This is a genomic window from Rhodopseudomonas palustris (assembly GCF_003591005.1).
Taxonomy (GTDB): Bacteria; Pseudomonadota; Alphaproteobacteria; order Rhizobiales; family Xanthobacteraceae; genus Rhodopseudomonas; species Rhodopseudomonas palustris_K.
This window is the reverse complement of the sequence record NZ_QYYD01000026.1, coordinates 51,874-76,374: the sequence shown is the minus strand read 5'-3', so window position 1 is coordinate 76,374 and position 24,501 is coordinate 51,874. Positions and strand designations below refer to the sequence as shown.

The following is a 24,501-nucleotide window of genomic DNA, read 5'->3' as shown; positions in this document are numbered from 1 at the left end:
GCGGGAGAGGGCTGGGGTGAGGGCGACGCAGGCATTGAACTCACGACTCGCGGAGCGGAGTGCCCTCACCCGCCGCGCTTCGCGCCGACCTCTCCCGCAAGCGGGAGAGGGCTGGGGTGAGGGCGACGCAGGCATTGAGCTTACGACTCGCGGAGCGGAGTGCCCTCACCCGCCGCGCTTCGCGCGTCGGCCTCTCCCGCAAGTGGGAGAGGTGCGCCGTGCGCGCGGCGCGGCTCTTTTCCGTCGCTCTTGCCGGCCGGGCTGAGGCTAGCGCCGCTCGGAATGCCGCTCGCCGCGCGGCTTTTTCGGCTTGGCTTTGGCTTTGGATTGTTTGGCCGCCGGCGGAGGCCCGGGCTGAGCAGCTTGCTCGCCCTGCTCCGACTCGGCCTGCTCCGGCGGTGCATTTTCGGGCTGAGCCTGCTGCGGCAAGCGGTTGCTGTCCTGCCGCTGGTCGGCGGCGACTTCGCGCGGCGGGGCCTCGTCCGGGCGTGGTGCCGGCAGCAGCGGCGCAATCTGCGGCATCGGCTCGTGCACGTCCCATTGGCACATCCGGTAATCATTACGCCGCTGTGCCAGGTCGATGTGGATGTGGTCCTCGTGATAGCCGTCGGAGCCGGGACCGAGCACGGTGGCGAAGCGATCGCACATCGACTGGCGCACGCTCTCGCGGACCCCGCGCGGGCTGACCGGATCGGTGAGCGACACCAGGCGCCCGCTGGCGAGCTTGAGGCCACGAATATCGATGGCGTTGGCTTTGCCGTGCTCGCTGAGCTTGGCGCCGCGCTGCCGGTTGCGGCCACGGCATTCGTAGGAATCGAAATTGTCGAGCGCGGCGAGCCGCGACTCCAGCGAACTTGCGAGCGGCGCCACGTCGGTGCGCACCCACTCCGCCAGCGCGCTCGCCATCGGGCAGCGCAGGATGGCCGCGGGCGTGACCGCGATCCGACTGCCATCTGGCAGCACCACTGCTTCGAGCTTGACGAGATCCGTGCCGCCACAACCGCCTGGGCCGGTGATATCCGGAATGCTCGGCGCGATTGCGATCTGCTCCGTCAGCGCCAGCCGGCACGCGCTCGGCGCCTGCGGCTGCGGTGCCGCGGTCTCGGCCTGCTGCGGCCCCCCGTTCGGCTCGCCGACATCCGGCTTGTCCGTCGCGGCGGCGCGCTCCGGCTGCGGCGCCGTGGCCGGGCGCGGCTGCGGCAGCGGAATCCGCTCGCGCGCCTCGGCCCCCGGCGCGCTCAGCGTCAGCACCGCGATCAGCAGGGCCAGCGCCGGCGCTTTGCCGCGGAACAGTTTGCAACAGAACAGTTTTCCGCGGCCCGGGAGCGCGCTAATGTCGCCCGCAATCCCGAGGGGATAACAATCAGGAGGAAATTTCGGATGCTGGGACTGATGCAAGACTGGCCTTTGCTGTGTCATCGGATCATCGAGCACGCGGCTCGGATCCACGGCAACCAGGAGGTGGTCACCCGATCGGTCGAGGGTCCGATCGTCCGCACCACCTATGCGCAGATCCATCAACGGGCGCTGAAAGTCAGCCAGATGCTGGACCGCGCTGGCATCAAGCTCGGCGACCGCGTTGCGACGATCGCCTGGAATACCGCCCGGCATTTGGAATGCTGGTACGGTATTATGGGAATCGGCGCGATTTGCCATACGGTCAATCCGCGGCTTTTTCCCGACCAGATCGCCTGGATCGTCAATCACGCCCAGGACCGGGTGATGATCACCGACCTCACCTTCGTGCCGATCCTGGAAAAGATCGCCGACCAGATGCCGAGCATCGAGCGCTTTGTGGTGCTCACCGACGCCGAGCACATGCCGCAGACCACGCTGAAGAACGCGGTGGCCTATGAGGAATGGCTGGAGGAAGCCGACGGCGATTTCGAGTGGAAGACGTTCGACGAGAACACCGCGGCGGCGATGTGCTACACCTCGGGCACCACCGGCGATCCCAAAGGCGTGCTGTATTCGCACCGCTCCAACGTGCTGCACGCGCTGATGGCCAACAACGGCGACTCGCTCGGCACCCGCGCAAGCGACACGATGCTGCCGGTTGTGCCGCTGTTCCACGCCAACAGCTGGGGCATCGCGTTCTCGGCGCCGTCGATGGGCACCAAGCTGGTGATGCCCGGCGCCAAGCTCGACGGCGCGTCTGTGTACGAACTGCTGTCGACCGAAAAGGTAACGCACACCGCCGGTGTTCCCACCGTGTGGCTGATGCTGCTGCAATACATGCAGAAGGAAAAGCTGACGCTGCCTCACCTCAAAATGGTGGTGTGCGGCGGCTCGGCGATGCCGCGCTCGATGATCAAGGCATTCGTCGACATGGGGGCGGAAGCCCGTCATGCCTGGGGCATGACCGAGATGAGCCCGATCGGCACGCTCGCGGCGCTGAAGCCGCCGTTCGACAAGCTCGAAGGCGACGCCCGGCTCGACCGGCTGTCGACCCAGGGCTACCCGCCGTTCGGTGTGCAGATGAAGATCACCGACGATTCCGACAACGATGTTGCGTGGGACGGCAAGACGTTCGGCCGGCTGAAAGTATCGGGCCCGGCGATTGCCAAGGCGTATTACCGGGTCGACAAGGAGATCCTCGACGACGAGGGCTTCTTCGACACCGGCGACGTCGCCACCATCGACCAGGACGGCTACATGCGGATCACCGACCGCTCCAAGGACGTGATCAAGTCCGGCGGCGAGTGGATCTCCTCGATCGACCTGGAAAACCTCGCGGTCGGCCACCCCAAGGTGGCGGAAGCCGCGGTGATCGGCGTGTATCACCCGAAATGGGACGAGCGCCCGCTGCTGATCTGCCAACTCAAGCCCGACGTCACCTGCTCGCGCGACGAGATCCTGCAATACATGGACGGCAAGATCGCCAAATGGTGGATGCCCGACGACATCGTCTTCGTCGACGCCATCCCGCACACGGCGACCGGCAAGATCCTGAAAACGGCGCTGCGCGACCAGTTTAAGACCTACACGCTGCCGGGCGCGGCGGCGTAACGACTATCTATCAGAGCGCGGGCTCACTGCCCGCGTCGCCCTCACCCCAGCCCTCTCCCGCAAGCGGGAGAGGGAGCGCGCTGTGCTCTGCTCCCCTCCCCCTTGCGGGGAGGGGTCGGGGGTGGGGGTCCCCAGGCACTGCTTGCGCGTCGCCCTCACCCCGGCCCTTTCCCACAAGCGGGAGAGGGGGCGTGCTGTGCTTGGGGCGGAGCTGCGTTGCGAGAATTGACGCTGTTAGTTCAGCCCAACACCGGCAGCGTCCGCACGTCGTAGCCGCTGCTGATGCTGCGATTCAGGACTGGGTCGCTGAGTTCGTAGTCGAAGTGCGTCGCCGGGCGGATGCCGCCTTTGGCGGCGAAGGTGCCGCCTAGCATGGCGGCGCCGTCGGGCATTCCGGCTTTGCCGAATTCGCGTTCGATCAATTCCATCGGCGGCAGCATGCCGGACAGGGTGCCTTCCTGATACAGCACGCGTTCGCCGCCAATCGTCGCCCATGAGCGCAGCACGAGTTGGTCCCAATGCGCCGCGACATCATCAAACGCCCACAACAGCGGCGCCACCGGCTTGTCGCACATCTGCTTGGACACGGTGATGTTGTAGGTCTCGACCTTGCGGTCAGTGTGGTCGGAGCCGACGCCGACATAGAGCTTGCCGCCGGACCTGATCAGCACGAATTCGACTTCGCCGCTGGAGTTCTCGTCGCTGACTTCGATCGCGGTGCGCGTGGTCAGGCGGGCGGCGGCAACGCGATAATAAATCGGCGTCGAGGCTGGCGGCGCGATGCCGAGTTCTTCGAGTTCCTTGATGTGCTTGTCGCGGGCCACCGGATCGCGGCCGGTCCAGCCGGCGATGATCAGATCGCCGATCTGGACCGATCGCGGCACTTCGCGACCCTGTTCGTGAACGACGAAGTCGATGGGAGCGGCATACATGAAGGGTTCTCACAGGATGAGGTGGGGAACGGCGCCGTGCGGGACTGATCGTTCCGCACGGCGCGCATGAGCCGGACGAGTAGACTACTCGCCCTTGCGGGTGTCGAGCAAAGTCCAGTGCTGATCCTTGGCCTCGACCACGTAGATCGGCTTGATCGAGTCGTGATCGTCGCCGAACGAGATCGCGCCTTCGAGCGCCGCAAAGCCCTTGATCTTGGCGAGCGCATCGCGGATCGCGGTGCGCTCCGCCGCGGCCTTGTCGGGCGCGCCGGTGACGGTCGCGGTCTTCATCGCTTCGGCGAACAGATAGACGATGTCGTAGGCCGAGGCATCCTGCTGGTTCGGCTCCTGCCGGGTCATGCCGGCAGCGGCAGTGCGCTTGGCGAACTCTTTCGCAAACGCCTTGGTCTGATCGTTGAGCTCGGCGAAGAAGGTGGTGCCGATGGTCATCAGCTCGCCGGCGCCGGCCATGCGCTTCGGCAGGTCGGGATCGGCGACGGTGGTTCCGGCGATCAGCCGCGCGGTGACGCCCTGGCGCTTCAGCTCCTTGGCGAGGTTGACGGCAGCCTCCGGCGGCGCGCCGAGGCCGATGATGTCCGGCTTCATCTGCGCGAGCTGCGAGACCTGCGGCGACAAGTCGAAGGCGTTGTACTGGAAGTCGACCGCGCCCTTGCTCTCGACGCCGTATTTGCTGAACAGAACCGGCAGCACGGCGGTGCCGACCGACTTCGACACGGTGTCGTCTGTAGCGAACGCGGTGGCGCCGGTCTTCATCGGCAGCTTCTTGTCGCGCAGCGTCGCCAGCACCTCGTCGATGACCGTTTTCTCGTCGCGGGTATTGCGGAACGCGTAGCTGAAGCCCTTGGTCAGGCCCGGCGCCGACGACGACATCGACATCTGCACGATGCCGAGACGCTCTCCGGCCGGGAACGCGACGCGGACTTCACCGGACGAGAACGGGCCGATCACCGCCAGCGCTTTGTTATCTTCGGCAAACTGCCGCACCGCGAGCGCGGCCTGCTTGGGATCGCCGCCGGTGTCGAACTTCACCAGCTTGATCTTGTTGCCGCCGACGCCGCCCTTGGCGTTGATCTCGTCGACCGCCATGTCGACCGCGACCTCGTTGGTGTTGGCGAGGCTGACATAGGGGCCGGTCTTGGCCATCGAGAAGCCGAGTACCAGATCGGCCGCCTGCGCGCCGCCTGCGATGCCGCCAATCAATCCGAGGGCGACACCTGCCGCCGCGACGCTATACGCTTTCATCAACCCCTGCTCCTGTTGTTGTTAGTGAGTGCCCGCTTGCATCTGCCGGGATGGTTCGGAAGTCTCGTCGCTGCCGCCGCCGAGATAGGCGTCGAGCAGCCGGCGATCGTTACGCAGCGTCTCGCACGGACCGGCCACCGCGACCTTGCCGAGTTCGAGCACCGTGGCGCTGTGCGCCACCGACAGCGCCTTGCCGGTGTTCTGCTCGACCAGCACGATGGTCAGCCCGCTGCGGTTCATCTCCTGGATCAGCTCGAACACTTTCGAGACAAACAACGGCGACAGGCCGAGCGACGGCTCGTCCAGCATCAGCACCTGCGGGCGCGCCACCATCGCGCGGCCAATCGCCAGCATCTGCTGCTCGCCGCCGGACAGCGTCGCCGCCGCGACGTGGCGGCGCTGGCCGAGATTGGGGAAGCGCTCGTAAATCGCATCGATCTCGCTGCGCACCGCGGCGCGGTCGCGGCGCAGATGCGCACCGAGTAACAAGTTTTCTTCGACCGTCAGCGACACCAGCACCTGGCGGCCTTCGGGGACCAGCACCAGGCCGCTTGCGAGCCGAGTGTGCGGGCGCGCGCGCGACAAATCAGTGTCGCGGAACTGGATGCGGCCGCGCGCGGCGGGCACCGCCCCCATGATGCCGAGCAGAAGCGTGGTCTTGCCGGCGCCGTTGGCGCCGAGCACGGTGACGATCTCGCCCTCCTCGACGGTCAGCGAGACGCCGTCCAGTGCCGTGACGCCGCCATAGGCGACGGTGAGATCGGAGACGGAAAGGATCGCGCTCATGCCGCCTGCTCCGCGCCGAGATAGGCGGTGCGCACCACCGCATCGTGCTGCACCACCGACAGCGGACCCTCGGCGATCTTGCTGCCAAAATTCAGCACCACGACGTGATCGCAGATGGTGCCGACGAAATGCATGTCGTGCTCGACGATGAGCAGCGTGATGCCGCGCGCCTTGAGCGCTTCGAGATGCGCGGTGAGCGCCTGGGTCTCGACCGGGTTGAGCCCGGCCGCCGGCTCGTCGAGCATCAGCAGCGAGGCGCCGGCGAGCGTGGCGCGGACGAGATCGATGCGCTTGCGGATGCCGTAGGGCAGTTCGCTGACCATCGAATCGGCGTAGGCGCCCAGCCCCATCTCGTCGAGCGCCGCGACGACTTCGCGCCGCCAGCGATGATTGGGGATCAGCCGGAACGGCATCAGCAGATTGAGCAGGCCGGAGGCGCGGACGTGCTGGCCGACCAAGAGGTTCTCCCACACGGTGAGATGCTGCATCAGCCGCACGTTCTGAAAGCTGCGGGCGATGCCGAGCCCGATGCGGCGACGCGACGCCATGTGGGTGATGTCGCGACCCTCGAACGACACCGTGCCCTGGTCCGGCAGGAACACGCCGCTGACCATGTTGAACGCGGTGGTCTTGCCGGCGCCGTTCGGGCCGATCAGCCCGACGGTCTGACCGCGCGCCACCGAGAAGCTGAGGTCGCGGATGACGTGCAGGCCGCCGAACGATTTCGAGACGTTCTGCAAGTCGAGCAGCGGAGCTTCCGCGGTCATGGCTGCACTCCTGCTGGCTTGCGCCTAAACAGCCGGCCGAGGCCGCGCAGCGACGACGGCGTCACCAGGCCCTGCGGCCGCACCGCCATGAAGCCGACGATCAGCACCGCGAACAGCACGTAGCGCCACGCCTCGCCGGCGCGCAGCAGCTCCGGCGCCAGACTGAAGAACAGCGCGCCGACCAGCGGGCCCCACACCGTCTGGGTGCCGCCGAGCAGCACGTACAGCACCGTGTAGATGCTGAGCTGCACGCTGAAATGCTGCGCCTCGATGAAGCTGAAATGATGCGCATAGAGTCCGCCGCCGATGCCGGCGATGGCGCCGCCGAGCACGAAGGCGGCGACCTGCAGGCCCCAGACTTTCAGGCCGAGCAGATCGGCGACCAGGCGGTCGTTCTTGATCGCGGTGAGATACAGCGTGAAGCGGGTCTGCGACAGCCCGACCACGAACAGCACGATCGCGGCAGTGACGGAGAACACCGCGACCGGCGACGCGTAGGTCGAGACCGGATAGCCGGCGGCGGCGCCGACCACTTCGAGATTGAGGAACACCGCCGAGATCACTTGGCCGAGCGCGAAGGTGGCGAGCGCGAGATAAATGCCGTGGGTGCGCAGGATCGGCACCGCGACCAACAGCGCCAGCGCACCGGCGGTGACGCCGCCGGCCGGGATTGCCGTGATCAGCGACCAGCCCATTTCATTGGTCAGGTACGCCGCCGTATAGGCGCCGATCGCCATGAAGCCGGCGATGCCGAGATTGAGCTGGCCGGCGACCAGCGGCAGATACACCGCATAGGCCGCCATGATGTTGAAGCACAGGATGATCAGAACGCCGGTCTGATAGCCGCTCATCACAGCTTCTCCCGGATCGCCGGCTTGCCGAACAGCCCGTGCGGCCGCAGGATCAGCAGCAGTAGCAGGGAGCCATAGACCGCAATGTTGACGGTGTCGGCGCCGAACGCCGAGATCGAGCCAACTTCGATCAGGCCGATAATCAGCCCGCCGATCACTGCGCCCCAGACGCTGCCCATGCCGCCGATGATCATCGCGGCGACGCCCTTGAAGCCGACGCCCTCGCCCATGAACGGCGACACCTGCAGATAGCTGAGCGCGAACATCACGCCGCCGAGCGCGGTGAACAGCGCGGTGAGTACGAAGATCTTCGGCACCAGCCGGCCGACATCGATGCCGAGCAGCACTGCGGTGGAGCGGCTCTCGGCGATCGAGCGGATCTGCCGGCCCAGATTGGTCTTGCCGAGCATGAACGACAGCCCGACCACCAGCGCGAAGGTCAGCACCAGGCTGATCGCCTGCGCGGCGCCGATGACGAGGCCGCCGATGCGGAAGTTGAAGTCGCCGAGCAGCGACGGAAACGTCTGCTGATCGGAGCCGACGCCGACCAGCGCCAGATTCTCCAACAGCACAAGGAAGCCGAGCGAGGACACCAGCGGCACTTCCGGATCGGCGCCGCGGGTGCGCCGATAGGACAACAGCTCAACCGCGAGCGACACCAGCGCCGCCGCGGCGAGCGCGCCGGCGATCGCGAACGCCCAATGCCAGCCCTTGGCGAGCAGTACCCAGCTCACCATGCCGCCGATCATGAACAGGCCGGGGATCGAGAAGTTGAGGAAGTTGAGGATGCCGATCGCCAGCGTGAACGACACCCCCACCAGCACATAGATCGAGCCGAGCATCAGGCCGTTGATGATCTGTTGGGTGATCATGTCAGGCCCCCGCGGCACCAATGACTTAAAGGCGTGCTGGTGAAGATGTCCGTCATCGCGCGCCTTACACCGGGTCGAAGTAGTGCAGTTCGAACAGCACGCAGCCGGTCTCGGACTTAAACGGACCGTGGAACGCGCCCGGCGGACGGCAGGCGTATGTGAACGGCTTGAAGCTCTCGCCGCCATTGCCGTTCTCGTCATTGCCGACCGTCAGGTCGCCGGACACCAGGAACACTTCTTCCCAATACTCGTGCACGAACGGCTTGGTGGTGAACTCACCCGGCTCGAACCGCAGCAGGCGGCTCCGCGAACCGCGGCGGTTCTCTTCATCGAGCCCGCCCGACAGGATCTTCTGCTGGATGCCCTTGGGATAGCCGGCCGGGACTTCCCAGCCCGTGCTCATGTCGACGGCACGGAATTCGTCATGGATCTTGTTGACAGGCATAGTGCGTTCCTTGGTTCAGGCGGCTTGCGAGGTCTTCAGCTCGTCGGCGAGCTGATAGCTGGACAGCATATTGCTGACGAGGCCGCCGGCGCTGTCCCAATCATAGGTGCGGAACGAGTGGTTCTTGGTGACGAAGGTCGCGCCCGCATAGAACATCTCGTATTGCTGATGCCGCGAGGCGAATTCCGAGCCGACTGCATCCCAGGCCAGCTTGTAGAACTTGACCTTGTCGAGCGCGCTCGCCGCCGGCGATTGCTGGGTCTTTTCGACCAGCGCGGCGATCTCCGGATTGGCGAGATCCTGCACCGAGGACGGCAACATGATCATGCCGCCGCCGGCGAGCTCGCGCAGCGTGTTGAGGATCTTGGAATAGAGCTGCTGGGTCAGCGTCTGCGCCGCGTACAGCGTGTGGCGGTCCGGCACGAAGTAGCGGCCGTAATGGCTCCCCTTGATTTCCATCGCGGCCACAAAGGCGTCGACCATGCCGCCTTCGGCGGCGAGCTGACCGAGCGTTTCGCGAACCTGCGGAAAGCCGATCACGCCGTTGGTCTCGGCGATCCGCCGCGCCATGCCGATCAGGAAGCGCACCTTCACGGAGAGCCGGATCATCGCCTGATAGTTCTGATAGACGTGCGCCGGGGTGGCGTGGAACTGCTTCTGGCACATCTCGAGGTTCTTGTAGACGAAGACGCGGTCCCACGGCACCTTGACGTCGTCGAAATACAGCACCGCGTCGTTCTCGTCGAACCGGCTCGACAGCGGATTGTCGAACACCGACTGCGACGATTCCTCGTAGGACTTGCGCGACAGGATCTGCAGGCCCTTGCTGTTCATCGGGATCGCGAACGACAGCGCGTAGATCTCGTCGCCCGGTTGCAGCGGCTGAATGCAGGTGACGAACACTTCGTCCGCCATGATGCCGCCGGTCGCCAGCATCTTGGCGCCGCGCACGGTGATGCCTTCGGCGTCCTGATCGACCACGCCGGTGGTCAGGAACGCGTCCTTCTGCTGCGCGGCGCTCTTGGAGCGGTCCGCCTGCGGATTGATGATGACGTAGGTCAGATACAGGTCACGATCGCGCGCGTAAGTGTAGTAATCGGCGAGCGCCTTGGCGCGGTCCTTGTCGTAGGCCTCGAACTGATCGAGCCCCATATACATGCCGGCGATGCAGGAGGCGACGTGATCGGGCGCGCGGCCGAGGAAGCCGGCATGCAGGGCGCCCCATTCTTCCAGCGCGACGCGGCGCTGGCGCAGCTCTTCGAAGGTTTCGGGCAGCTGCCAGATGCGGTTGGCGCGGCCGCCCGGCGTCGCATAGGTCATCAGTTCGCGATTGGCCTCGTCGGCGGCGAAATCGAACAGCTTGCCGACCGACTGGATGGCGTTGCGGAACGCCGGATGCCGCGTGGTGTCGTCGACCCGCTTGCCGTCGATGAACACGGCGCGTCCGTCGCGCAGGCCGGCGATATGTTGTTGTCCTGTCTTCATCGTCACACGCTTCCTTATGCTGCGCTCGCCCGGGTCAGTAGTGGATCGGCAGCGGCCACATCGGCTCGCTGCCGCCCTGCCGGCTCAGGCTCTGATACTTGCCGCGGAAGAACACCAACGGCTCCTCGTCGTCGCGCGCACTGAAACGCACCACACGGCCGACGAAAATCACGTGATCACCACCGTCATATTGCGCGTAGGGCGCGCATTCGAAATGCGCGATCGCGCCCGCCAGCAGCGGCGCTTCGGCGTGACCGATCGAATGCGCGACGTTGCTCCATTTGTCGGTCGAAGCCTTGGCAAACTGGTTGGACAACGCCTCCTGGCCGCGGCTCAGGATATTGACCGCATAGCCTTCGGCGATCTGCATCGCCGGCAGGCTGAGCGCGCGGCGATCGACGCTGAACAGCACCAGCGGCGGATCGAGCGACACCGAATTGAACGAACTCATCGTCATCCCGATCGGCGCGCCGGCCTCGCCGCGCGCCGTGATCACGGCGACGCCCGTCGCGAACTGCGACAATGCCGATCGAAACTCGCGGACACCCTGCGACATTCACCCTCGCTCTAATACCTTTGATCCAAAGCTATTATAAAAAGCTAGTCAAGCGCGAATGCGAGGCAGTGGCTGAGAAAAGATGCGGCAGTGCGACATGAATTTGTGCAGGCGCCGGCGCTGAAAGCGCCGGAAACGCGGGCTTAACTTTGATCGCAGGGTGCGGAGGGGTGCGGCGTCAGCGCCGCCGCGACATTTTGCGCGTGGATTCGCCCGCCTGTGTCGACGGCGCGGTGAGGAAGCTCATCAGCGTCACCGCCTTGTCGCCGCAGGCGACCAGCCGCGCCATCATCGAAGCGAGCTGACGGAATTCCGACGCGCTCAGGCAGTCGAACAGCGCATCGTTCACCGGGGCCTGGATCTCGACGAGCTGCTCGAGCAGCTTGCGCGCCTTCGGCGTGACGGTGAGTAGCACGCGGCGACGGTCTTCCTGATTGGCGCGCTTGTGCACGAGGCCGGCCTTGACCAGTTTCGAGACTTCGATGGTGACGAAAGCGCCTGACAAATGCAGATGCTCGGCGATTCGGCTGACGCCGACGCCCTCCTCGCCCTGCAGATGCGCGATCGAGATCAGCGTGGTGTAGGCGATGCCGGAAATGCCGAGGCAATCGCCGAAACCGGCGCGGCATTGGTCGACGCGCGCGCTGAATGCCAGAAAGTCGTGAATGAAGGTGCGAAAGACTTCGTCATCGCCCTTCGGCATCAGCTCTGATTTGGATACGGTCGCGCGGCGCAAGGTGACTGCTCCCCTGGATGTGCGGCCGAGGCTGGCCGGGCGGGATAGGACCTTGTGGTACGGAATGCGACGATTGTACAGGTTTGCTACGCGGCCCATGCTGCGAGACGGCCAAGCTTCGTTGCCGACATCGCAATCTCTGCGAAGAGTTTCGGCACGCCGGGCCGTGGATCAGCGTCTTCAGTCGAGCACATATGTCGACCACGCAGACCGGAGCTGCCGTTCGGCAGCCCCTTCGCTTGCTGCGTGAGAAACCCGCTCAGGCGACGGCCTGAACGCCGGGCTGGTTGGAATTTGCGCGGATCGCAGTGATCGTTTCGTCGATGGTCAGGATCTTGGCGAACGCCACGCCCAGCGTCGCCAGCGTCGCCTTCTTGATTTCCTCGACGGTCAGCCCGCCAGCGGGAAAGGTTTCGGTGCCGTCGCTGGGGAAGAACACATGATAGTCCCGCATCCCCGCTTCGCGCGCCGTGGTTTCGCAGCAAATATTGGTGCAGATGCCCGTTACGATGATGCTGTCGATTCCGTTCGATCGCAGGATCTGATCCAGATCGGTGCCGGTGAACGAGCCGTAGCGAGGTTTGTAGAGCATGATGTCCCGGGGTCCGACGTCGACTCCCGGATGCAGCTTCGCCGTCTCGGTGCCTTCGTTGATATAGCCGGCCCTGACCGGCTCGATCAGTTCACCCATCGTGCCATGGTTCGAGCCGTCCGCGCGGGTGACATGAAGCGTATGGATCACCATCATGCCTGCCTCGCGGCAGGCCGAAGCCAGCCGGTTCACATGCGGCAGCAGAGCCACGCCGTCGGGCGCCGCGAGGGGCGTGCCCTCGACGAAAGCATTCTGCATATCGACGTTGACGAGCGCGGTCCTGGACGGAATGAGTTTGTAGTCGGCCATCTGTCACCTCCTGAGGCGAGGTCAACATACAGCCGGCCGGAATTTGTTTTCAAGTGAAAATATTTCGGTTTCAGATATTATCGGTTTGCGGTCGCGTGCGCTCAGGCATTGCCATCACGACCGGGGACGTAATCTGGACGGATCGAGAGCTCGCGGTGCGGTAGCCGACATCTTCGAGCGCGCAAAGATCGAACCCCCTCGCCTCCACGAGATGTATAGGCGCACCGAGGTGGTTGGATTGCATGCGGCAGTCGCCGCGGGGAGTCGAGATCGCCAAGCCGTCAGCGAACGCCTGCATCTTGTACAGATCGAGACTGCCAGCCTGCTCGGCGAGCGCCACAAGCAGATGCAGGCCTTCGTAACAAGACACGCCGAACCGGTTCGGGACAGGCGCGCCCGGTCCGAACCTTCGACGATAGCTGTCGCGGAAGCGCCGCCCGGAATTCGTCCGCAGATGATTGGTGAACCCCGCGGTCGAATACATGTTGTCGACGGCGTCGGATCCGATCGCCAACAGAGTATTCTCGCAGAGCACGGGGGCCGCTCTGGCGATCTTGCGGTGGAGTCCGGCCGAGCTGAATTGGCGATTGAACACAATGGCGTCCATCCCGACGAGATAGATCAGCACCGCGTCGCAGCCGCTGCGCTCGATCCGCCGCAACGTCGCGTGATAATCGGCGGTGGCGAGCGGCAGATATTCCTCGCCGACGATCTCGCCGTCCGCCTGCGCGATATAGTCCTTGGCGATCCGGCAGGACTTAAGCGGGAAACTATAGTCGTTGGCGACGATGAACCATTTGCGGGCGTCGCGATTCGAGCGAAGCCAGGCAATCAGCGGATCGAGCTGCTGGACCGGCGTCTCGCCGCACATGAACACGCCGAACGCATACTGATCGCCTTCGTAAAGCGTGGTGTAGACATAAGGAATGCGGCCTCCGATCGCGCCGACCAGAGCGTCTCGATTGGGACTCACATGAGAGCCGATCATCGCTCGGATGCGGTGCTGTTCGATCATATGCGACGTCTCGGCGACGACGCGCTCCGGACCAGCCCCGCCGTCACCAAACACCAGGTCGAGACGACTTCCAAACAAGCCGCCGCGCGCGTTGATTTCTTCGACCGCAAGCTTCGCACAGTCGATCGAGGATGGACCATAAAGACCGATCGGCCCACTTTGCGGCGTCATCAATCCGATCTTGATCACGCTGCCGCTGCCCGTGCGCATCCTGCACCCCTCCGCGAAGATGGCTTCGCTATCCAATTTTCGTGCCAACCACAAACCTTCTATCAGCTCCCTTCCGCCAATCAGGTAAGCTACCGGCGCTGGAAAACTGATTCCGAGGATGATTGAGACGTCGATGCCCCGGCCCAACCTCGAATACATGCTCGCCGTCGCCAGTCACCGGATGAGCCAAGCCCTTGCGGCGGAACTTGCGGGCCACGGCATTGCACTCGAACATTGGCGCATTCTCACGAATCTCGCCGACGACGCCGGCTGGACGATGACCGAGCTCGCGGAGGCCGCGCTGCTGAGTATGCCGACCGCGACCCGCACGGTCGATCACATGGTCGGAGAAGCCCTGATTTATCGCGCGCCTCACGGCAGCGATCGACGAAAGGTCGTGGTCTTCATCTCCGACAAGGGGCGCAGCCTTTGGTCGCAGATCAGGCTGAGCGCCGACCGGTGTGAGCAATCCATCGTCGAGCAATACGGCGACGTGTGGATCAAGCAACTCGTGAAGCGGCTGGAGCACGTGGCCGAAGCCGGCCAAGCAAAGCCGCGCCGATGATTGGACTGCGGCCGGAGACGAGACGGATGCTGGAGACCGATGCGTTGCGGCACGCGACTGACCTTTACCGCTGCGACGTTGCGCAGCGGAGTCCCGCCGACGCGGCGAACGTCGGTTCATCGACGGCCCGTTGTGGTTCGCTGCATCTCCACGCGTCATGCCCAGCCTTGTGCCGGGCATCCACGCCTTGCTGACGGAAATGCAACAAAGGCGTGGATGGCCGGGACAAGCCCGGCCATGACGGAGTTTGTGAGCAACCTTAGCCAACTGGAAAGTAAACGAAGTCCGGCCCGGGTCTTGAGTCAGGCTTTCAGGGCGAGCAGTCAGTGCATGGGAAACGCTTGGCGTTCACCACAACCCGGGCAGCAGCCGGAAGCGCGTCGCCGCCGCGTAGTCGGCGTAGCCGGGCAGTTCGCGATGCAGCGCCTCGTCCTCGCGCGCGCTGCGCCACACGAACAGTGCGATGATCAGCGCGGCGGGGAGCAGCGCCCAGGCGGAGCCGAGCATCAGCGCGGCGGCGGGCAGACCAATCAGCGTGCCGAGATACATCGGATGGCGGACGAAGCGATACGGCCCGCTCTGCACCACCGCGTGCGCACGGTCGCGCTGGATGCGCACGGTGCTCTCGGCATGCGTGTTGACCAGCAGCGCCCAGGTCGACAGCGCCGATCCGGCCACGAACAACAAGATGCCGGGCAGCGCCGTCCAGTCCGGCAGCGGCGCCCAGCCGAACCGGCCGGCGTCGAGACCGGCGACGATCGGCATCCCCGCGATCAGCGGCAGAAACAGCGCGTAGAACAACCGGTCGAACGGCTCGGTGTCGCCGCGAAAGCCTTTGGCACGCGCCGCCAGCACCGCCGGATCGGCGCGCAGGACCACCGCCGTGCCAACCACCGACGCCGCCACGAACACGGCCGCGTACAGCCACCCGCGCCCCCAATCGAGCCGGCCGGCCCCAATCAATGCGAGCGCCGCATAAGCGCTCGACCCCAGCGCAGTGCGCATCAGACGGCGCCACGGCTTCACTGCGGGCGAACTGACCTCTGACGACATCGCTCCCGTCCTTGCTACGAGCAAGCTGCGCAACTCTGCCGCTCAGTGTGCGACAGCAACGTCGAATGGTCTTTGATCGGCGTCGGCTCCGTCTTGGTGGCTGGCCGTCGCGGTGCGGTCCCGGGCCGAGGCGGCGACCAATCCGGCCTTGAAATCCAGCGCCTGCCATGGTCTCAACAGGCGTTGCATCGTGGGACGTCTCGCTGGCGGTGCGGCCCTAACCCGGCAGAACGGACCCGATGGCGCGCAGGTTTTCCGCTCCCTATCAGATGGAGCCCGTGTCGAGCCTGGCGGTGTGGGCGCGCCGGCTTGCGGTGTTCGCAGCGATCGCCGCCGTGGTGTCGACGCTGGTGGTGCGGTTCGATTTCCTCGAAGTGCGGCCGGCGATCGCCACTTTCTTTGGCGCGCTGGCGCTGGCCGGACTGTCGATCGTGCTGGCGCTGGCCGGCTTCGCGGCGATCTGGCAGAACGGCTCGCGCGGCATGGCGCGCATCCTGCTGGCGCTACTGATCGATGTGATGATCCTGGCTTACCCCGCCTATCTCGGCTGGAAATATCGCAGCCTGCCGAAGATCCACGACATCACCACCGACGCGATCGATCCGCCGAAATTCGAGACGCTGGCGCGGCTTCGGGTCGGCGACGGCGTCAACACCGCGGTCTATGCCGGGCTGTATTCGGCCGAGCTGCAGCGCGCCGCCTATCCGAGCCTGGAAACCGTGCAGGTCGACCTGCCGGTGCAGCGCGCCCATGACATCACGCTCAATCTAGTCAATCGCCGCAAATGGCGCGTGGTGGATTCGCGACCGCCGCAGCCGCCGCGGCGCGAGGGCCATATCGAGGCGGTGGCGCGCACCGAGGTGATGGGCCTGCCCGAGGACGTGACGATCCGCATCCTGCCCGACGGCGACGGCGCCCGCATCGATATCCGCTCCGCCTCGCGCTACTTCGAAAGCGACCTCGGCAGCAACGCCACCCGGATCGCCAAGCTCAGCGAAGACATCACCACCGCCGCGGAGAACGCGCCGGCGCCGAAGCCGGAGCCCGAGCCAAAGCAGCCGGCGAAGGGCAAGGCGGCGCCGAAGAAGTAACGGGAGCGCCGACCTCGCGCCGCAGCGCGCTCCCTCTCCCGCTTGCGGGAGAGGGTTGGGGTGAGGGCGACACGAGCACGGACTCAGCGACTCGCGAGAGGAGTGCCCTCACCCGGATCGCTCCGCGATCCGACCTCTCCCGCAAGCGGGAGAGATGGCGCTGGGCCGGTTGCGGGTCTCTGCCTCACAGGAGCTGTAGGATGGGTTGAGCGCAGCGAAACCCATCAAGCGTTCGTGCGGGGGCGATGGGTTTCGCTTTCGCTCAACCCATCCTACGAGGCAGCGGCTGTTACTTCGCCAGCCTGTACCGGCCACCGATCAGCGGATCGCCGTCCGTCGCAACCACGCCGCGTGTCACCAGATCTTCGAGATGCGCCAGCACCGAGTAGCCGGCGGCGCCCATCAAACGCGGGTCGATGCCGATATAAATGGCACGCACCATCGTCGGGATGTCGGTCTCGCCCTTGGCAAGGCGGTGCAGGATCGAGGCTTCGCGGGCGACGCGGTGGCGCTTCAAAAAGCGCGAGTAGCGCGGGCCTTCAAGGATCTCGGCGCCGTGGCCGGACAGATACAGTTGCTCGTCGCGGCCGATCAGGCGGTCGAGCGACGTCATGTAGTCGACCATCGAGCCGTCCGGCGGCGCGACGATCGAGGTCGACCAGCCCATCACGTGATCGCCGACGAAGATCGCGTCGCGGTCCGTCCAGGCGAACGCCATGTGGTTGGCGGTGTGGCCCGGCGTCGCCACCGCCGCGACCGCCCAGCCGTCGCCCTCGATCACGTCGCCGTCTCGGATGGTGACGTCGGGCCGGAACGCGCGGTCGGCGCCGGATTCGGTCGACACCGTCTCGCTCTCGAAATACGGCCGCGACGCGCGGTGCGGGCCTTCGGCATAAACGGTGGCGCCGGTGGCGGCCTTCAGGCGCGGCGTACCGGGCGAGTGGTCCTTGTGGGTGTGGGTGACCAGGATATGGGTGACGGTCTCGCCCTTCACCGCATCGATCAGCGCCTGCGCGTGGGCTTCGTCGTCCGGGCCGGGATCGACGATCGCAACCTTGCCGGTGCCGATGATGTAGCTGACGGTGCCGGTGAAGGTGAACGGCGACGGGTTGTTACACAGCACGCGGCGCAGCCCGGGCCGGATCTCCTCGACCACGCCGGCTTGCAGCGGGAAGTCGCGATTGAACGGAACGTCGTCGGAACTGTCGCTGGCGTCGCTCATGCGCTTCCCAACCATAATGTTGTTGTTAGTTTGTAGGATGGGTTGAGCGGCAGCGAAACCCATCTTGGTCATCGCGTGATGGGTTTCGCTGCGCTCAACCCATCCTACGCGTTCGTCATTCCGGGGCGCGCCACCGGGTCCGGCCTTCAGCCGGCCCGATGACAGGCTCCGCGCGAGCCCGGAATCCATAACCACCGCCGGGAGTATGGATTCCAGGCCTGCGCCCAAGAAGGCGCATCCCGGAATGACGTTGAGAGGTGGTGCTCACCCGTCTTACGCGAACGCCTGCAGGCCGGTGATGGCACGGCCGAGGATCAGCGCGTGGACGTCGTGGGTGCCCTCGTAGGTGTTGACCGTCTCGAGGTTCTGGGCGTGGCGCATCACGTGGTACTCGATCTGGATGCCGTTGCCGCCGTGCATGTCGCGGGCGACGCGGGCGATGTCGAGGGCCTTGCCGCAATTATTGCGCTTGACCAGCGAGATCATCTCCGGCGCGAAGCGGCCCTCGTCCATCAGCCGGCCGACGCGCAGGCTGGCCTGCAGGCCGAGCGAGATCTCGGTCTCCATATCGGCGAGCTTTTTCTGCACCAGCTGGGTGGCGGCGAGCGGGCGGTTGAACTGCTTGCGGTCCAGCGTGTACTGCCGGGCGCGGTGCATGCAGTCCTCGGCGGCGCCCATCACGCCCCAGGAGATGCCGTAGCGGGCGCGGTTGAGGCAACCGAACGGCCCCTTGAGGCCCGAGACGTTGGGCAGCAGCGCGTCTTCGCCGACCACCACGCCGTCCATCACGATCTCGCCGGTGATCGACGCGCGCAAAGAGAGCTTGCCGCCGATCTTCGGCGCGCTGAGGCCCTTCATGCCCTTCTCGAGGATGAAGCCGCGGATCTGATTGTCGTGCGCGGCGGACTTCGCCCACACCACGAACACGTCGGCGATCGGCGCGTTGGAGATCCACATCTTCGAGCCAGTCAGCCGATAGCCGTCCGCGACCTTCTCGGCCTTGGTCTTCATGCCGCCCGGATCCGAGCCGGCGTCCGGCTCGGTGAGGCCGAAGCAGCCGACCCACTCGCCGGAGGCGAGCTTGGGCAGATACTTCTTGCGCTGGGTCTCGTCGCCGTAGGCGTAGATCGGATACATCACCAGCGACGACTGCACCGAGTTCATCGAGCGATAGCCGCTATCGACGCGCTCGATCTCGCGCGCCACCAGACCGTAGGCGACGTAGCTTGCGTTGGCGCAGCCGTAGTCTTCCGGCAGCGTGATGCCGATCAGGCCGAGGGAGCCCATCTCGTTGAAGATTTCGCGATCGGTCTTCTCTTCGAGATAGGCCTGGCTGACGCGCGGCAGCAGCTTGTCCTGCGCGTAGGCGCGCGCGGTATCGCGGATCATCCGCTCGTCTTCAGTGAGCTGATCTTCCAGGAGCAGCGGGTCGTCCCACTTGAAGCTTGCGGGAACCGGCTTGTCCTTGGTTTGCGCGCGAACGCTCATGCAGTGGTCCTTTCAGACGTTTCCGCCGTCTCGGGAGATGTGACTTTTGAGGGTAAGACCTGGATCAGGAGCCTTCAAGGTGCTCGTTGCCGACGATCTCAATGCCGAACCCCGACAGCCCTTTGTAGTCGAGCTGCGACGAGGTGAGATGCCGGATCGAACTGACGCCGAGATCGCGCAGGATCTGGGCGCCCACGCCGATCTCGCGCCATTGCCGGTGACGATCGGCCTCGGCTGATTTCGGCTCGTCGATCGGCGCGACAGGAACGCCAGCAGCGCCGTCGCGCAGATAGATCAGCACGCCGGAACCGTTTTTCCTGAAGTGATCCAGCACCGCTTCCATCCGGCGCGGGCCGGTGAAGATATCCTTGACGATGTTCGGCTTGTGGAACCGCGTCAGCACGTTCTTGCCGTCGCCGATGCCATTGTAGACGCAGGCGAGATGCGCAATCTCGTCGAACGGAGAGCGATAGGCATAGCCCTGCATCGGGCCGATCGGGCTTTCCATCGGGAACGTGGCGACGCGCTCGATCAGCTTTTCTCGCGCCTGGCGATGCGCGATCAGGTCGGCGATGGTAACGAGCTTGAGGTTGTGCTTCCTGGCGAATTCAACGACCTGAGCACCCTTGGTGACGGTGCCGTCGTCGTTCATCAGTTCGCTGATCACGCCGACCGGCGGCAGGCCGGCGAGCCGGCACAGATCGACCGCGGCCTCGGTGTGGCCGGAGCGCAGCAACACGCCGCCATCGCGCGCGATCAGCGGGAAGATGTGGCCCGGACGGGCAAAATCGTTGGCGCCGGCGTTGGGATTGGCCAGCGCGCGGCAGCACGAGGCGCGCTCGTCGGCCGAGATACCGGTGCCGTTGTCGGGCTTGTAGTCGATCGAGACCGTAAAGGCGGTGGTGTGATTGCTGTCGTTATGCGCCACCATCGGATCGAGCCGGAGGCGGCGCGCATCGTCCGACGTAATCGGTGCGCAGACGATGCCGGAGGTGTGGCGGATGATGAAAGCCATCTTCTCGGCCGTACACAACGAGGCGGCGACGACGAGATCGCCCTCGCCCTCGCGGTCGTCGTCATCGGTGACGACGACGATTTCGCCGGCGGCGAAGGCTTGCAGAACGTCCTGGATCGGGTGCGCCATGGGTCACTCTCTGGAACAAGTGCCGTCCATATGACGCAGCCCGCCGGGCGACGCAACCCGCGCCGCTGCGAGGCCGCCTGCACCTGTCGCACAGCGGAATGCAGGTGGGGCACAGCATGCCGTCGATCCGCCCGCGGAGCACGGCAAGCCAGGCAAGCACGATCCCTCCCCGCAACGCAGCCCGCTCCCTCTCCCCGCTCGCGGCGCGCTCCTTCGCCCCAAGCACGGCGAGCTCCCTCGCCCCGCTCTTGCGGGGAGAGGGTTGGGGTGAGGGGCGACGCGGGCAGTGACTCTCAGCGTTTGTCGCGACAAGCTGACGCTCGGCCGCGTGAAGACGCCCCCTCACCTGGATTGCTGCGCAATCCGACCTCTCCCCGCGCGCGGGGAGAGGTTAGTCCGTGCGCGGGGCTGGATTGCTTCGCGGAGCCTGTCATCGGGCGGCGCTCTGCGCCGACCCGTTGGCTCACAATGACGGCGAGCGGTCTTGCTACTCCCCCTTAATTCCCGCGGCCTTGATCACCTCGCCCCATTTGCCATGCTCAGCCCGGATGAATGCGGCGAAGTCGGCGGCGCTGGTGGGGGATGGTTCGGCGCCGAGGGTGCGGATCTTCTCGACCGCGGCGGGATCGCGGAGCGCTTTGACGAACGCCGCGTTGAGCCGCGCCAGAATGTCGGGCGGCGTCGCGGCCGGCGCCACCAGGCCAAACCAGCCGACGGATTCGAAATCCTTGACGCCGAGCTCGGCCAGCGATGGCACGTCGGGCAGGAAGCTCACCCTCTTGGCGGCCGAGACGCCGAGTGCGGTCAGCCGGCCGTCGCGGATCAGCTGCTGCGACGCCGGGATATCCAGCACCGCAAGCGGGATGTGGCCGGCGAGCACGTCGGTCGCGGCCGGCGCCGTGCCGCGATACGACACCAGTTGCAGATCGATGCCGGCTTTCTGCTCGAGCAGCGCCGAGGTCAGATGCATCGCCGTGCCGTTGCCGCCATGGCCGATCGACAGCGCGCCGGGCTTGGCCTTGGCGGTGTCGATGACATCCTTGAGCATCGGCAGCTTCGCCGATGGTGACGACACCACCACGAACGGGATCTTCGCGAGCAGCGTCACCGGCGCCAGATCCTTCAACGGATCAAAGTTCATCGCCGACGGATTGAGATGCGGATTGACGGTGAGCACGCCCGCCGCCGCGACGCCGAGCGTGTAGCCGTCGGGCGGCGACTGCACCACGGCGCCGATGCCGATATTGCCGCCGGCGCCGGCGCGGTTCTCGATCACCAAAGGCTGGCCGAGATCCTCGGCGATCGACGGTTGCAGCGCACGCAGCACGATGTCGGCGCTTCCGCCGGGCGGAAATGTCACGATGATCTTGATCGGATGATCCGGATAGCCCGCGCGCGCCGCCGACGGCAATACGAAGCCAGCGATTAGCAGGGCCGCGATCAGCAGCGGGTTCCGGCGCGGTTGGTATTGCCTCGGACGGCGAAGCATCTATGGTCCTCCCCAATGATGTTGTTTTTAGTAAGCGGACGGTGACGATGCCCGATCACTCCACGTCGTATTCTGCCTCCGAGTCAAGCGTCGTCATTGTCGGCGCAGGACCTGTCGGGCTGACGCTGGCGATCGATCTGGCGCAACGTGGCATCAAGGTGACCGTGGTGGAGACGCGCAGCGCCGGCGAGCCGCCGAGCGTCAAGTGCAATCACGTTTCGGCCCGCTCGATGGAAGTGTTCCGCCGGCTCGGCGTGGCGCAGCAGCTGCGCGACACCGGTCTACCGGCGGACTATCCGAACGACTGCGCATATCGCACCACGGCGACCGGCATCGAGATGTCGCGCATTCCGATCCCGAGCCGGCGTGATCGCTACACCGCGACCGAAGGGCCCGATACACACTGGCCGACCGCGGAACCGCCGCATCGCATCAACCAGATCTATCTCGAGCCGGTGCTGTTCGCCTATGCGGCCGCCACCAGCGGCGTCACCATCCTCAATCGGACGGCGTTCGAGAGTTTCGTGCAGGACGAGCACGGCGTCACCGCCAGCCTGCGCAGGCTCGACGACGACGAGACCTTCACGCTGCGCGCCGACTACCTGGTTGGCTGCGATGGCGCGCGCTCGCTGGTGCGCAAGGCGATCGGCGCGCAACTCTCCGGCACACCGGTGATCCAGAACGTGCAGTCGACCTATATCCGCGCGCCGCGGCTGCTCGGCATGCTCGGCAAGCCGGCCTGGATGACGCTGGCGCTCAACCCGCGGCGCTGCGGCACATTGGTGGCGATCGACGGCCGCGAGACCTGGCTGATCCACAATCACCTCAACCGCGCCGAGGAAACCTTCGACACCGTGGACCGCGACTGGTCGATCCGCACCATCCTGGGCGTCGGCGAGGACTTCGAGTACGAGGTGCTCAGCAAAGAAGATTGGGTCGGCCGGCGGCTGGTCGCCGACAAATTCCGCGACGGTCGGGCCTTCATCTGCGGCGACGCCGCCCATCTGTGGATGCCGTATGCGGGTTACGGCATGAATGCCGGCATCGCCGATGCTACTAATCTTGCCTGGCTGCTCGGTGCCGTGCTGCAAGGCTGGGCATCACCCGACATCCTAGACGCCTACGAGGCGGAGCGACTGCCGATCACCGAACAGGTGTCGCACTTCGCCATGGACATGGCCGGCAAGGTGCTGGGCCAGCGCCGTGCGGTGCCGCCCGAGGTGGAAGCGGACGGTCCCGAGGGCGACGAAGCGCGGCAGCGCGTCGGCCAGGCCGCATACGATCTCAACGTGCAGCAATATTGCTGCGGCGGGCTGAACTTCGGTTACTTCTACGATCGATCGCCGATTATCGTTTCCGACGACGCGTCGCCGCCGGCCTACAGCATGGCGGACTTCACGCCCTCGACCGTGCCGGGCTGCCGCATGCCGTTCTCACGGATGCCGGACGGCCGGCCGATCACCGATACGCTCAGCGCCGGCTACACGCTGCTGCGCCGCGATCCGGCGATCGTCGTCGACGCGTTGATAGCGCCGCTGCGCCGCGCCGGCGCGCCGATCGAAGTCATCGACATCCCCCCCGAAACCGCCGCGCTGTACGACCACGCCCTGCTGCTAGTCCGCACCGACCAACACATCGCCTGGCGTGGAGACATGGTGCCGGCGGATCCAGAAGCACTCATCGATCAGCTGCTCGGCCGCAAGGTGAAGCTGGCGCGAGCGGCGTAGTTCGCACGATGGCATGAGGCCTCGCCCCAAGCACAGCGCGCTCCCTCTCCCGCTTGCGGGAGAGGGTTGGGGTGAGGGCGACGCGAGCAGTGAGTCGGTACGGTCGTAGGATGGGTTAGGCGCTCTTGCGCCGTAACCCATCAAGGCCCTCACCATGGATGGTGGGTTACGCGCTTTGCGCTAACCCACCCTACGGCCTGGTACGAAGGGGTGAGGTTTCGCCCAACTATGCCGGTGTCGCCGCCGCCTTCTTCTTCGCGAACTGATCATACGCTTCAACGGCCTGTGCGGCGTACATCACGCTGGGGCCGGCGCCCATGTATATCGCCATGCCCATCGTTTCCATGATCTCGTCGCGGGTGGCGCCCTGTTTCACCGCGGCTTCGGCGTGGAAGCCGATGCAGCCGTCGCAGCGCGTCGCGACCGAGATCGCCAGCGCGATCAGCTCCTTGTTCTTGGTGTCGAGCGCGTTGGCCTTGAGCGCCGCCTGCGCGATCGCCGAGAAGCCCTTCATCACATCGGGCGCGCCGGTGCGGACTTCGCGCAGGGCCACCGACAATTCGCCCGTCAGATCGATCCAGTTCTTGTGCATGGTTTCACCTGAATGAGAACACTCCCGGATCGGCCTTGACCGATTCCGGGAGCGATGACGAACGCGTCGATCAGGACTGCTTGGCCGGGCAGGTCCGGATGCCGAACAGCGTGTAGGCCGGGCAGAAACCGACCGCGGCGGTCAGCAGCGGCACGACGCCGACCCACGCCCAGATCGGGCCGCCGGTCAGCGCCCAAGTAATCAGGCCGATGCCGACGACGGCGCGCAGCAGACGATCGATCATTCCGACATTGGTGGTCATGGTGTTTCCCCTCGCTTGGTTGAGTGACGCTGCCTGTCTA

24 protein-coding genes are annotated in these 24,501 nt (G+C 65.6%); 4 read left to right on the top strand and 20 right to left on the bottom strand.

Going from position 1 to position 24,501, the window contains the following annotated elements; genetic code table 11:
• Nucleotides 1–267: 267 nt before the first annotated feature.
• A complete protein-coding gene (locus tag D4Q52_RS21530) occupies nucleotides 268–1,251 on the bottom strand; it encodes an extensin family protein (RefSeq protein WP_234831279.1) in 984 nt (327 codons plus the stop codon).
• 129 nt (nucleotides 1,252–1,380) lie between these two features.
• Between D4Q52_RS21530 and D4Q52_RS21525 the strand changes: the two genes are divergently transcribed.
• The gene (locus D4Q52_RS21525) at nucleotides 1,381–3,009 is read left to right on the top strand and encodes a fatty-acid--CoA ligase (RefSeq protein WP_119858632.1); all 1,629 of its coding nucleotides are present in this window, start codon (nucleotides 1,381–1,383) and stop codon (nucleotides 3,007–3,009) included.
• Between the two features lie 239 nt (nucleotides 3,010–3,248).
• On the opposite strand, the gene D4Q52_RS21520 is transcribed toward D4Q52_RS21525, so the two are convergent.
• The 12 genes from D4Q52_RS21520 to D4Q52_RS21465 form a co-directional block, all read right to left on the bottom strand.
• The gene (locus D4Q52_RS21520; protein WP_119858620.1) at nucleotides 3,249–3,941 is read right to left on the bottom strand and encodes a DUF2848 domain-containing protein; all 693 of its coding nucleotides are present in this window, start codon (nucleotides 3,939–3,941) and stop codon (nucleotides 3,249–3,251) included.
• A gap of 84 nt (nucleotides 3,942–4,025) precedes the next feature.
• A complete protein-coding gene (locus D4Q52_RS21515) occupies nucleotides 4,026–5,204 on the bottom strand; it encodes an ABC transporter substrate-binding protein (RefSeq protein ID WP_119858619.1) in 1,179 nt (392 codons plus the stop codon).
• Between the two features lie 21 nt (nucleotides 5,205–5,225).
• Nucleotides 5,226–5,990 (bottom strand): ABC transporter ATP-binding protein, encoded by a 765-nt coding sequence (locus D4Q52_RS21510; protein WP_119858618.1) that lies wholly within the window; start codon nucleotides 5,988–5,990, stop codon nucleotides 5,226–5,228.
• On the bottom strand, nucleotides 5,987–6,757 hold the full coding sequence (locus D4Q52_RS21505; RefSeq protein WP_119858617.1) for an ABC transporter ATP-binding protein: 771 nt from the start codon (nucleotides 6,755–6,757) through the stop codon (nucleotides 5,987–5,989). The genes D4Q52_RS21510 and D4Q52_RS21505 overlap by 4 nt, the downstream gene beginning before the upstream one ends.
• Nucleotides 6,754–7,608 (bottom strand): branched-chain amino acid ABC transporter permease, encoded by an 855-nt coding sequence (locus tag D4Q52_RS21500; protein ID WP_119858616.1) that lies wholly within the window; start codon nucleotides 7,606–7,608, stop codon nucleotides 6,754–6,756. The genes D4Q52_RS21505 and D4Q52_RS21500 overlap by 4 nt, the downstream gene beginning before the upstream one ends.
• Nucleotides 7,608–8,480, bottom strand: coding sequence for a branched-chain amino acid ABC transporter permease (locus D4Q52_RS21495; protein WP_119858615.1), 873 nt, complete (start codon nucleotides 8,478–8,480; stop codon nucleotides 7,608–7,610). Before D4Q52_RS21495 ends, D4Q52_RS21500 begins: the two co-directional genes overlap by 1 nt.
• Before the next feature lie 64 nt (nucleotides 8,481–8,544).
• A complete protein-coding gene (locus D4Q52_RS21490; RefSeq protein WP_054163648.1) occupies nucleotides 8,545–8,925 on the bottom strand; it encodes a cupin domain-containing protein in 381 nt (126 codons plus the stop codon).
• A 15-nt stretch (nucleotides 8,926–8,940) separates the two neighbouring features.
• Entirely contained in the window at nucleotides 8,941–10,410 is a 1,470-nt protein-coding gene (locus D4Q52_RS21485; protein ID WP_119858614.1) for a 4-hydroxyphenylacetate 3-hydroxylase family protein, read from the bottom strand.
• 34 nt (nucleotides 10,411–10,444) lie between these two features.
• Complete coding sequence (locus tag D4Q52_RS21480) at nucleotides 10,445–10,966, bottom strand: flavin reductase family protein (protein ID WP_119858613.1); 522 nt, start codon at nucleotides 10,964–10,966, stop codon at nucleotides 10,445–10,447.
• A 178-nt stretch (nucleotides 10,967–11,144) separates the two neighbouring features.
• A complete protein-coding gene (locus D4Q52_RS21475) occupies nucleotides 11,145–11,669 on the bottom strand; it encodes a MarR family winged helix-turn-helix transcriptional regulator (protein ID WP_182915402.1) in 525 nt (174 codons plus the stop codon).
• 292 nt (nucleotides 11,670–11,961) lie between these two features.
• Nucleotides 11,962–12,603, bottom strand: coding sequence for a cysteine hydrolase family protein (locus D4Q52_RS21470; RefSeq protein WP_119858611.1), 642 nt, complete (start codon nucleotides 12,601–12,603; stop codon nucleotides 11,962–11,964).
• A 70-nt stretch (nucleotides 12,604–12,673) separates the two neighbouring features.
• Nucleotides 12,674–13,987, bottom strand: a complete 1,314-nt coding sequence (locus D4Q52_RS21465; RefSeq protein WP_119858610.1) for a substrate-binding domain-containing protein — start codon at nucleotides 13,985–13,987, stop codon at nucleotides 12,674–12,676.
• Between D4Q52_RS21465 and D4Q52_RS21460 the strand changes: the two genes are divergently transcribed.
• Nucleotides 13,962–14,393, top strand: a complete 432-nt coding sequence (locus tag D4Q52_RS21460) for a MarR family winged helix-turn-helix transcriptional regulator (RefSeq protein ID WP_182915401.1) — start codon at nucleotides 13,962–13,964, stop codon at nucleotides 14,391–14,393. The genes D4Q52_RS21465 and D4Q52_RS21460 overlap by 26 nt on opposite strands.
• 348 nt (nucleotides 14,394–14,741) lie before the next feature.
• Here D4Q52_RS21460 and D4Q52_RS21455 read toward each other — a convergent pair whose 3' ends face one another.
• On the bottom strand, nucleotides 14,742–15,446 hold the full coding sequence (locus D4Q52_RS21455; RefSeq protein ID WP_119858609.1) for a methyltransferase family protein: 705 nt from the start codon (nucleotides 15,444–15,446) through the stop codon (nucleotides 14,742–14,744).
• Between the two features lie 239 nt (nucleotides 15,447–15,685).
• On the opposite strand from D4Q52_RS21455, the gene D4Q52_RS21450 reads away from it, so the two are divergent.
• Entirely contained in the window at nucleotides 15,686–16,537 is an 852-nt protein-coding gene (locus D4Q52_RS21450) for a DUF1499 domain-containing protein (RefSeq protein WP_119858608.1), read from the top strand.
• A 289-nt stretch (nucleotides 16,538–16,826) separates the two neighbouring features.
• Here the strand turns inward: D4Q52_RS21450 and D4Q52_RS21445 are convergent, their stop codons facing one another.
• The 4 genes from D4Q52_RS21445 to D4Q52_RS21430 form a co-directional block, all read right to left on the bottom strand.
• Nucleotides 16,827–17,759, bottom strand: a complete 933-nt coding sequence (locus D4Q52_RS21445) for an MBL fold metallo-hydrolase (protein WP_119858607.1) — start codon at nucleotides 17,757–17,759, stop codon at nucleotides 16,827–16,829.
• A gap of 273 nt (nucleotides 17,760–18,032) precedes the next feature.
• Nucleotides 18,033–19,247 (bottom strand): acyl-CoA dehydrogenase, encoded by a 1,215-nt coding sequence (locus tag D4Q52_RS21440; protein ID WP_054160599.1) that lies wholly within the window; start codon nucleotides 19,245–19,247, stop codon nucleotides 18,033–18,035.
• A gap of 64 nt (nucleotides 19,248–19,311) precedes the next feature.
• Complete coding sequence (gene ribB / locus D4Q52_RS21435; RefSeq protein WP_119858606.1) at nucleotides 19,312–20,391, bottom strand: 3,4-dihydroxy-2-butanone-4-phosphate synthase; 1,080 nt, start codon at nucleotides 20,389–20,391, stop codon at nucleotides 19,312–19,314.
• A gap of 487 nt (nucleotides 20,392–20,878) precedes the next feature.
• Nucleotides 20,879–21,880: a Bug family tripartite tricarboxylate transporter substrate binding protein gene (locus D4Q52_RS21430; protein WP_119858605.1), complete on the bottom strand. Its 1,002-nt coding sequence runs from the start codon at nucleotides 21,878–21,880 to the stop codon at nucleotides 20,879–20,881.
• A 47-nt stretch (nucleotides 21,881–21,927) separates the two neighbouring features.
• On the opposite strand from D4Q52_RS21430, the gene D4Q52_RS21425 reads away from it, so the two are divergent.
• On the top strand, nucleotides 21,928–23,607 hold the full coding sequence (locus D4Q52_RS21425) for an FAD-dependent oxidoreductase (protein ID WP_119858604.1): 1,680 nt from the start codon (nucleotides 21,928–21,930) through the stop codon (nucleotides 23,605–23,607).
• A 226-nt stretch (nucleotides 23,608–23,833) separates the two neighbouring features.
• Here the strand turns inward: D4Q52_RS21425 and D4Q52_RS21420 are convergent, their stop codons facing one another.
• The gene (locus D4Q52_RS21420; RefSeq protein ID WP_119858603.1) at nucleotides 23,834–24,199 is read right to left on the bottom strand and encodes a carboxymuconolactone decarboxylase family protein; all 366 of its coding nucleotides are present in this window, start codon (nucleotides 24,197–24,199) and stop codon (nucleotides 23,834–23,836) included.
• Nucleotides 24,200–24,269: 70 nt separating this feature from the next.
• A complete protein-coding gene (locus D4Q52_RS21415) occupies nucleotides 24,270–24,461 on the bottom strand; it encodes a YgaP family membrane protein (protein WP_119858602.1) in 192 nt (63 codons plus the stop codon).
• Nucleotides 24,462–24,501 lie beyond the last annotated feature (40 nt).

What these genes read in the sequence shown, in the direction of transcription:
- D4Q52_RS21525 (WP_119858632.1), top strand. Translation starts at nt 1,381, where the DNA reads ATGCTGGGACTGATGCAAGACTGGCCTTTGCTGTGTCATCGGATCATC.
- D4Q52_RS21520 (WP_119858620.1), bottom strand. Translation starts at nt 3,941, where the DNA reads ATGTATGCCGCTCCCATCGACTTCGTCGTTCACGAACAGGGTCGCGAA.
- D4Q52_RS21515 (WP_119858619.1), bottom strand. Translation starts at nt 5,204, where the DNA reads ATGAAAGCGTATAGCGTCGCGGCGGCAGGTGTCGCCCTCGGATTGATT.
- D4Q52_RS21510 (WP_119858618.1), bottom strand. Translation starts at nt 5,990, where the DNA reads ATGAGCGCGATCCTTTCCGTCTCCGATCTCACCGTCGCCTATGGCGGC.
- D4Q52_RS21505 (WP_119858617.1), bottom strand. Translation starts at nt 6,757, where the DNA reads ATGACCGCGGAAGCTCCGCTGCTCGACTTGCAGAACGTCTCGAAATCG.
- D4Q52_RS21500 (WP_119858616.1), bottom strand. Translation starts at nt 7,608, where the DNA reads ATGAGCGGCTATCAGACCGGCGTTCTGATCATCCTGTGCTTCAACATC.
- D4Q52_RS21495 (WP_119858615.1), bottom strand. Translation starts at nt 8,480, where the DNA reads ATGATCACCCAACAGATCATCAACGGCCTGATGCTCGGCTCGATCTAT.
- D4Q52_RS21490 (WP_054163648.1), bottom strand. Translation starts at nt 8,925, where the DNA reads ATGCCTGTCAACAAGATCCATGACGAATTCCGTGCCGTCGACATGAGC.
- D4Q52_RS21485 (WP_119858614.1), bottom strand. Translation starts at nt 10,410, where the DNA reads ATGAAGACAGGACAACAACATATCGCCGGCCTGCGCGACGGACGCGCC.
- D4Q52_RS21480 (WP_119858613.1), bottom strand. Translation starts at nt 10,966, where the DNA reads ATGTCGCAGGGTGTCCGCGAGTTTCGATCGGCATTGTCGCAGTTCGCG.
- D4Q52_RS21475 (WP_182915402.1), bottom strand. Translation starts at nt 11,669, where the DNA reads ATGCCGAAGGGCGATGACGAAGTCTTTCGCACCTTCATTCACGACTTT.
- D4Q52_RS21470 (WP_119858611.1), bottom strand. Translation starts at nt 12,603, where the DNA reads ATGGCCGACTACAAACTCATTCCGTCCAGGACCGCGCTCGTCAACGTC.
- D4Q52_RS21460 (WP_182915401.1), top strand. Translation starts at nt 13,962, where the DNA reads ATGCCCCGGCCCAACCTCGAATACATGCTCGCCGTCGCCAGTCACCGG.
- D4Q52_RS21465 (WP_119858610.1), bottom strand. Translation starts at nt 13,987, where the DNA reads ATGTATTCGAGGTTGGGCCGGGGCATCGACGTCTCAATCATCCTCGGA.
- D4Q52_RS21455 (WP_119858609.1), bottom strand. Translation starts at nt 15,446, where the DNA reads ATGTCGTCAGAGGTCAGTTCGCCCGCAGTGAAGCCGTGGCGCCGTCTG.
- D4Q52_RS21450 (WP_119858608.1), top strand. Translation starts at nt 15,686, where the DNA reads ATGGCGCGCAGGTTTTCCGCTCCCTATCAGATGGAGCCCGTGTCGAGC.
- D4Q52_RS21445 (WP_119858607.1), bottom strand. Translation starts at nt 17,759, where the DNA reads ATGAGCGACGCCAGCGACAGTTCCGACGACGTTCCGTTCAATCGCGAC.
- D4Q52_RS21440 (WP_054160599.1), bottom strand. Translation starts at nt 19,247, where the DNA reads ATGAGCGTTCGCGCGCAAACCAAGGACAAGCCGGTTCCCGCAAGCTTC.
- ribB (WP_119858606.1), bottom strand. Translation starts at nt 20,391, where the DNA reads ATGGCGCACCCGATCCAGGACGTTCTGCAAGCCTTCGCCGCCGGCGAA.
- D4Q52_RS21430 (WP_119858605.1), bottom strand. Translation starts at nt 21,880, where the DNA reads ATGCTTCGCCGTCCGAGGCAATACCAACCGCGCCGGAACCCGCTGCTG.
- D4Q52_RS21425 (WP_119858604.1), top strand. Translation starts at nt 21,928, where the DNA reads ATGCCCGATCACTCCACGTCGTATTCTGCCTCCGAGTCAAGCGTCGTC.
- D4Q52_RS21420 (WP_119858603.1), bottom strand. Translation starts at nt 24,199, where the DNA reads ATGCACAAGAACTGGATCGATCTGACGGGCGAATTGTCGGTGGCCCTG.
- D4Q52_RS21415 (WP_119858602.1), bottom strand. Translation starts at nt 24,461, where the DNA reads ATGACCACCAATGTCGGAATGATCGATCGTCTGCTGCGCGCCGTCGTC.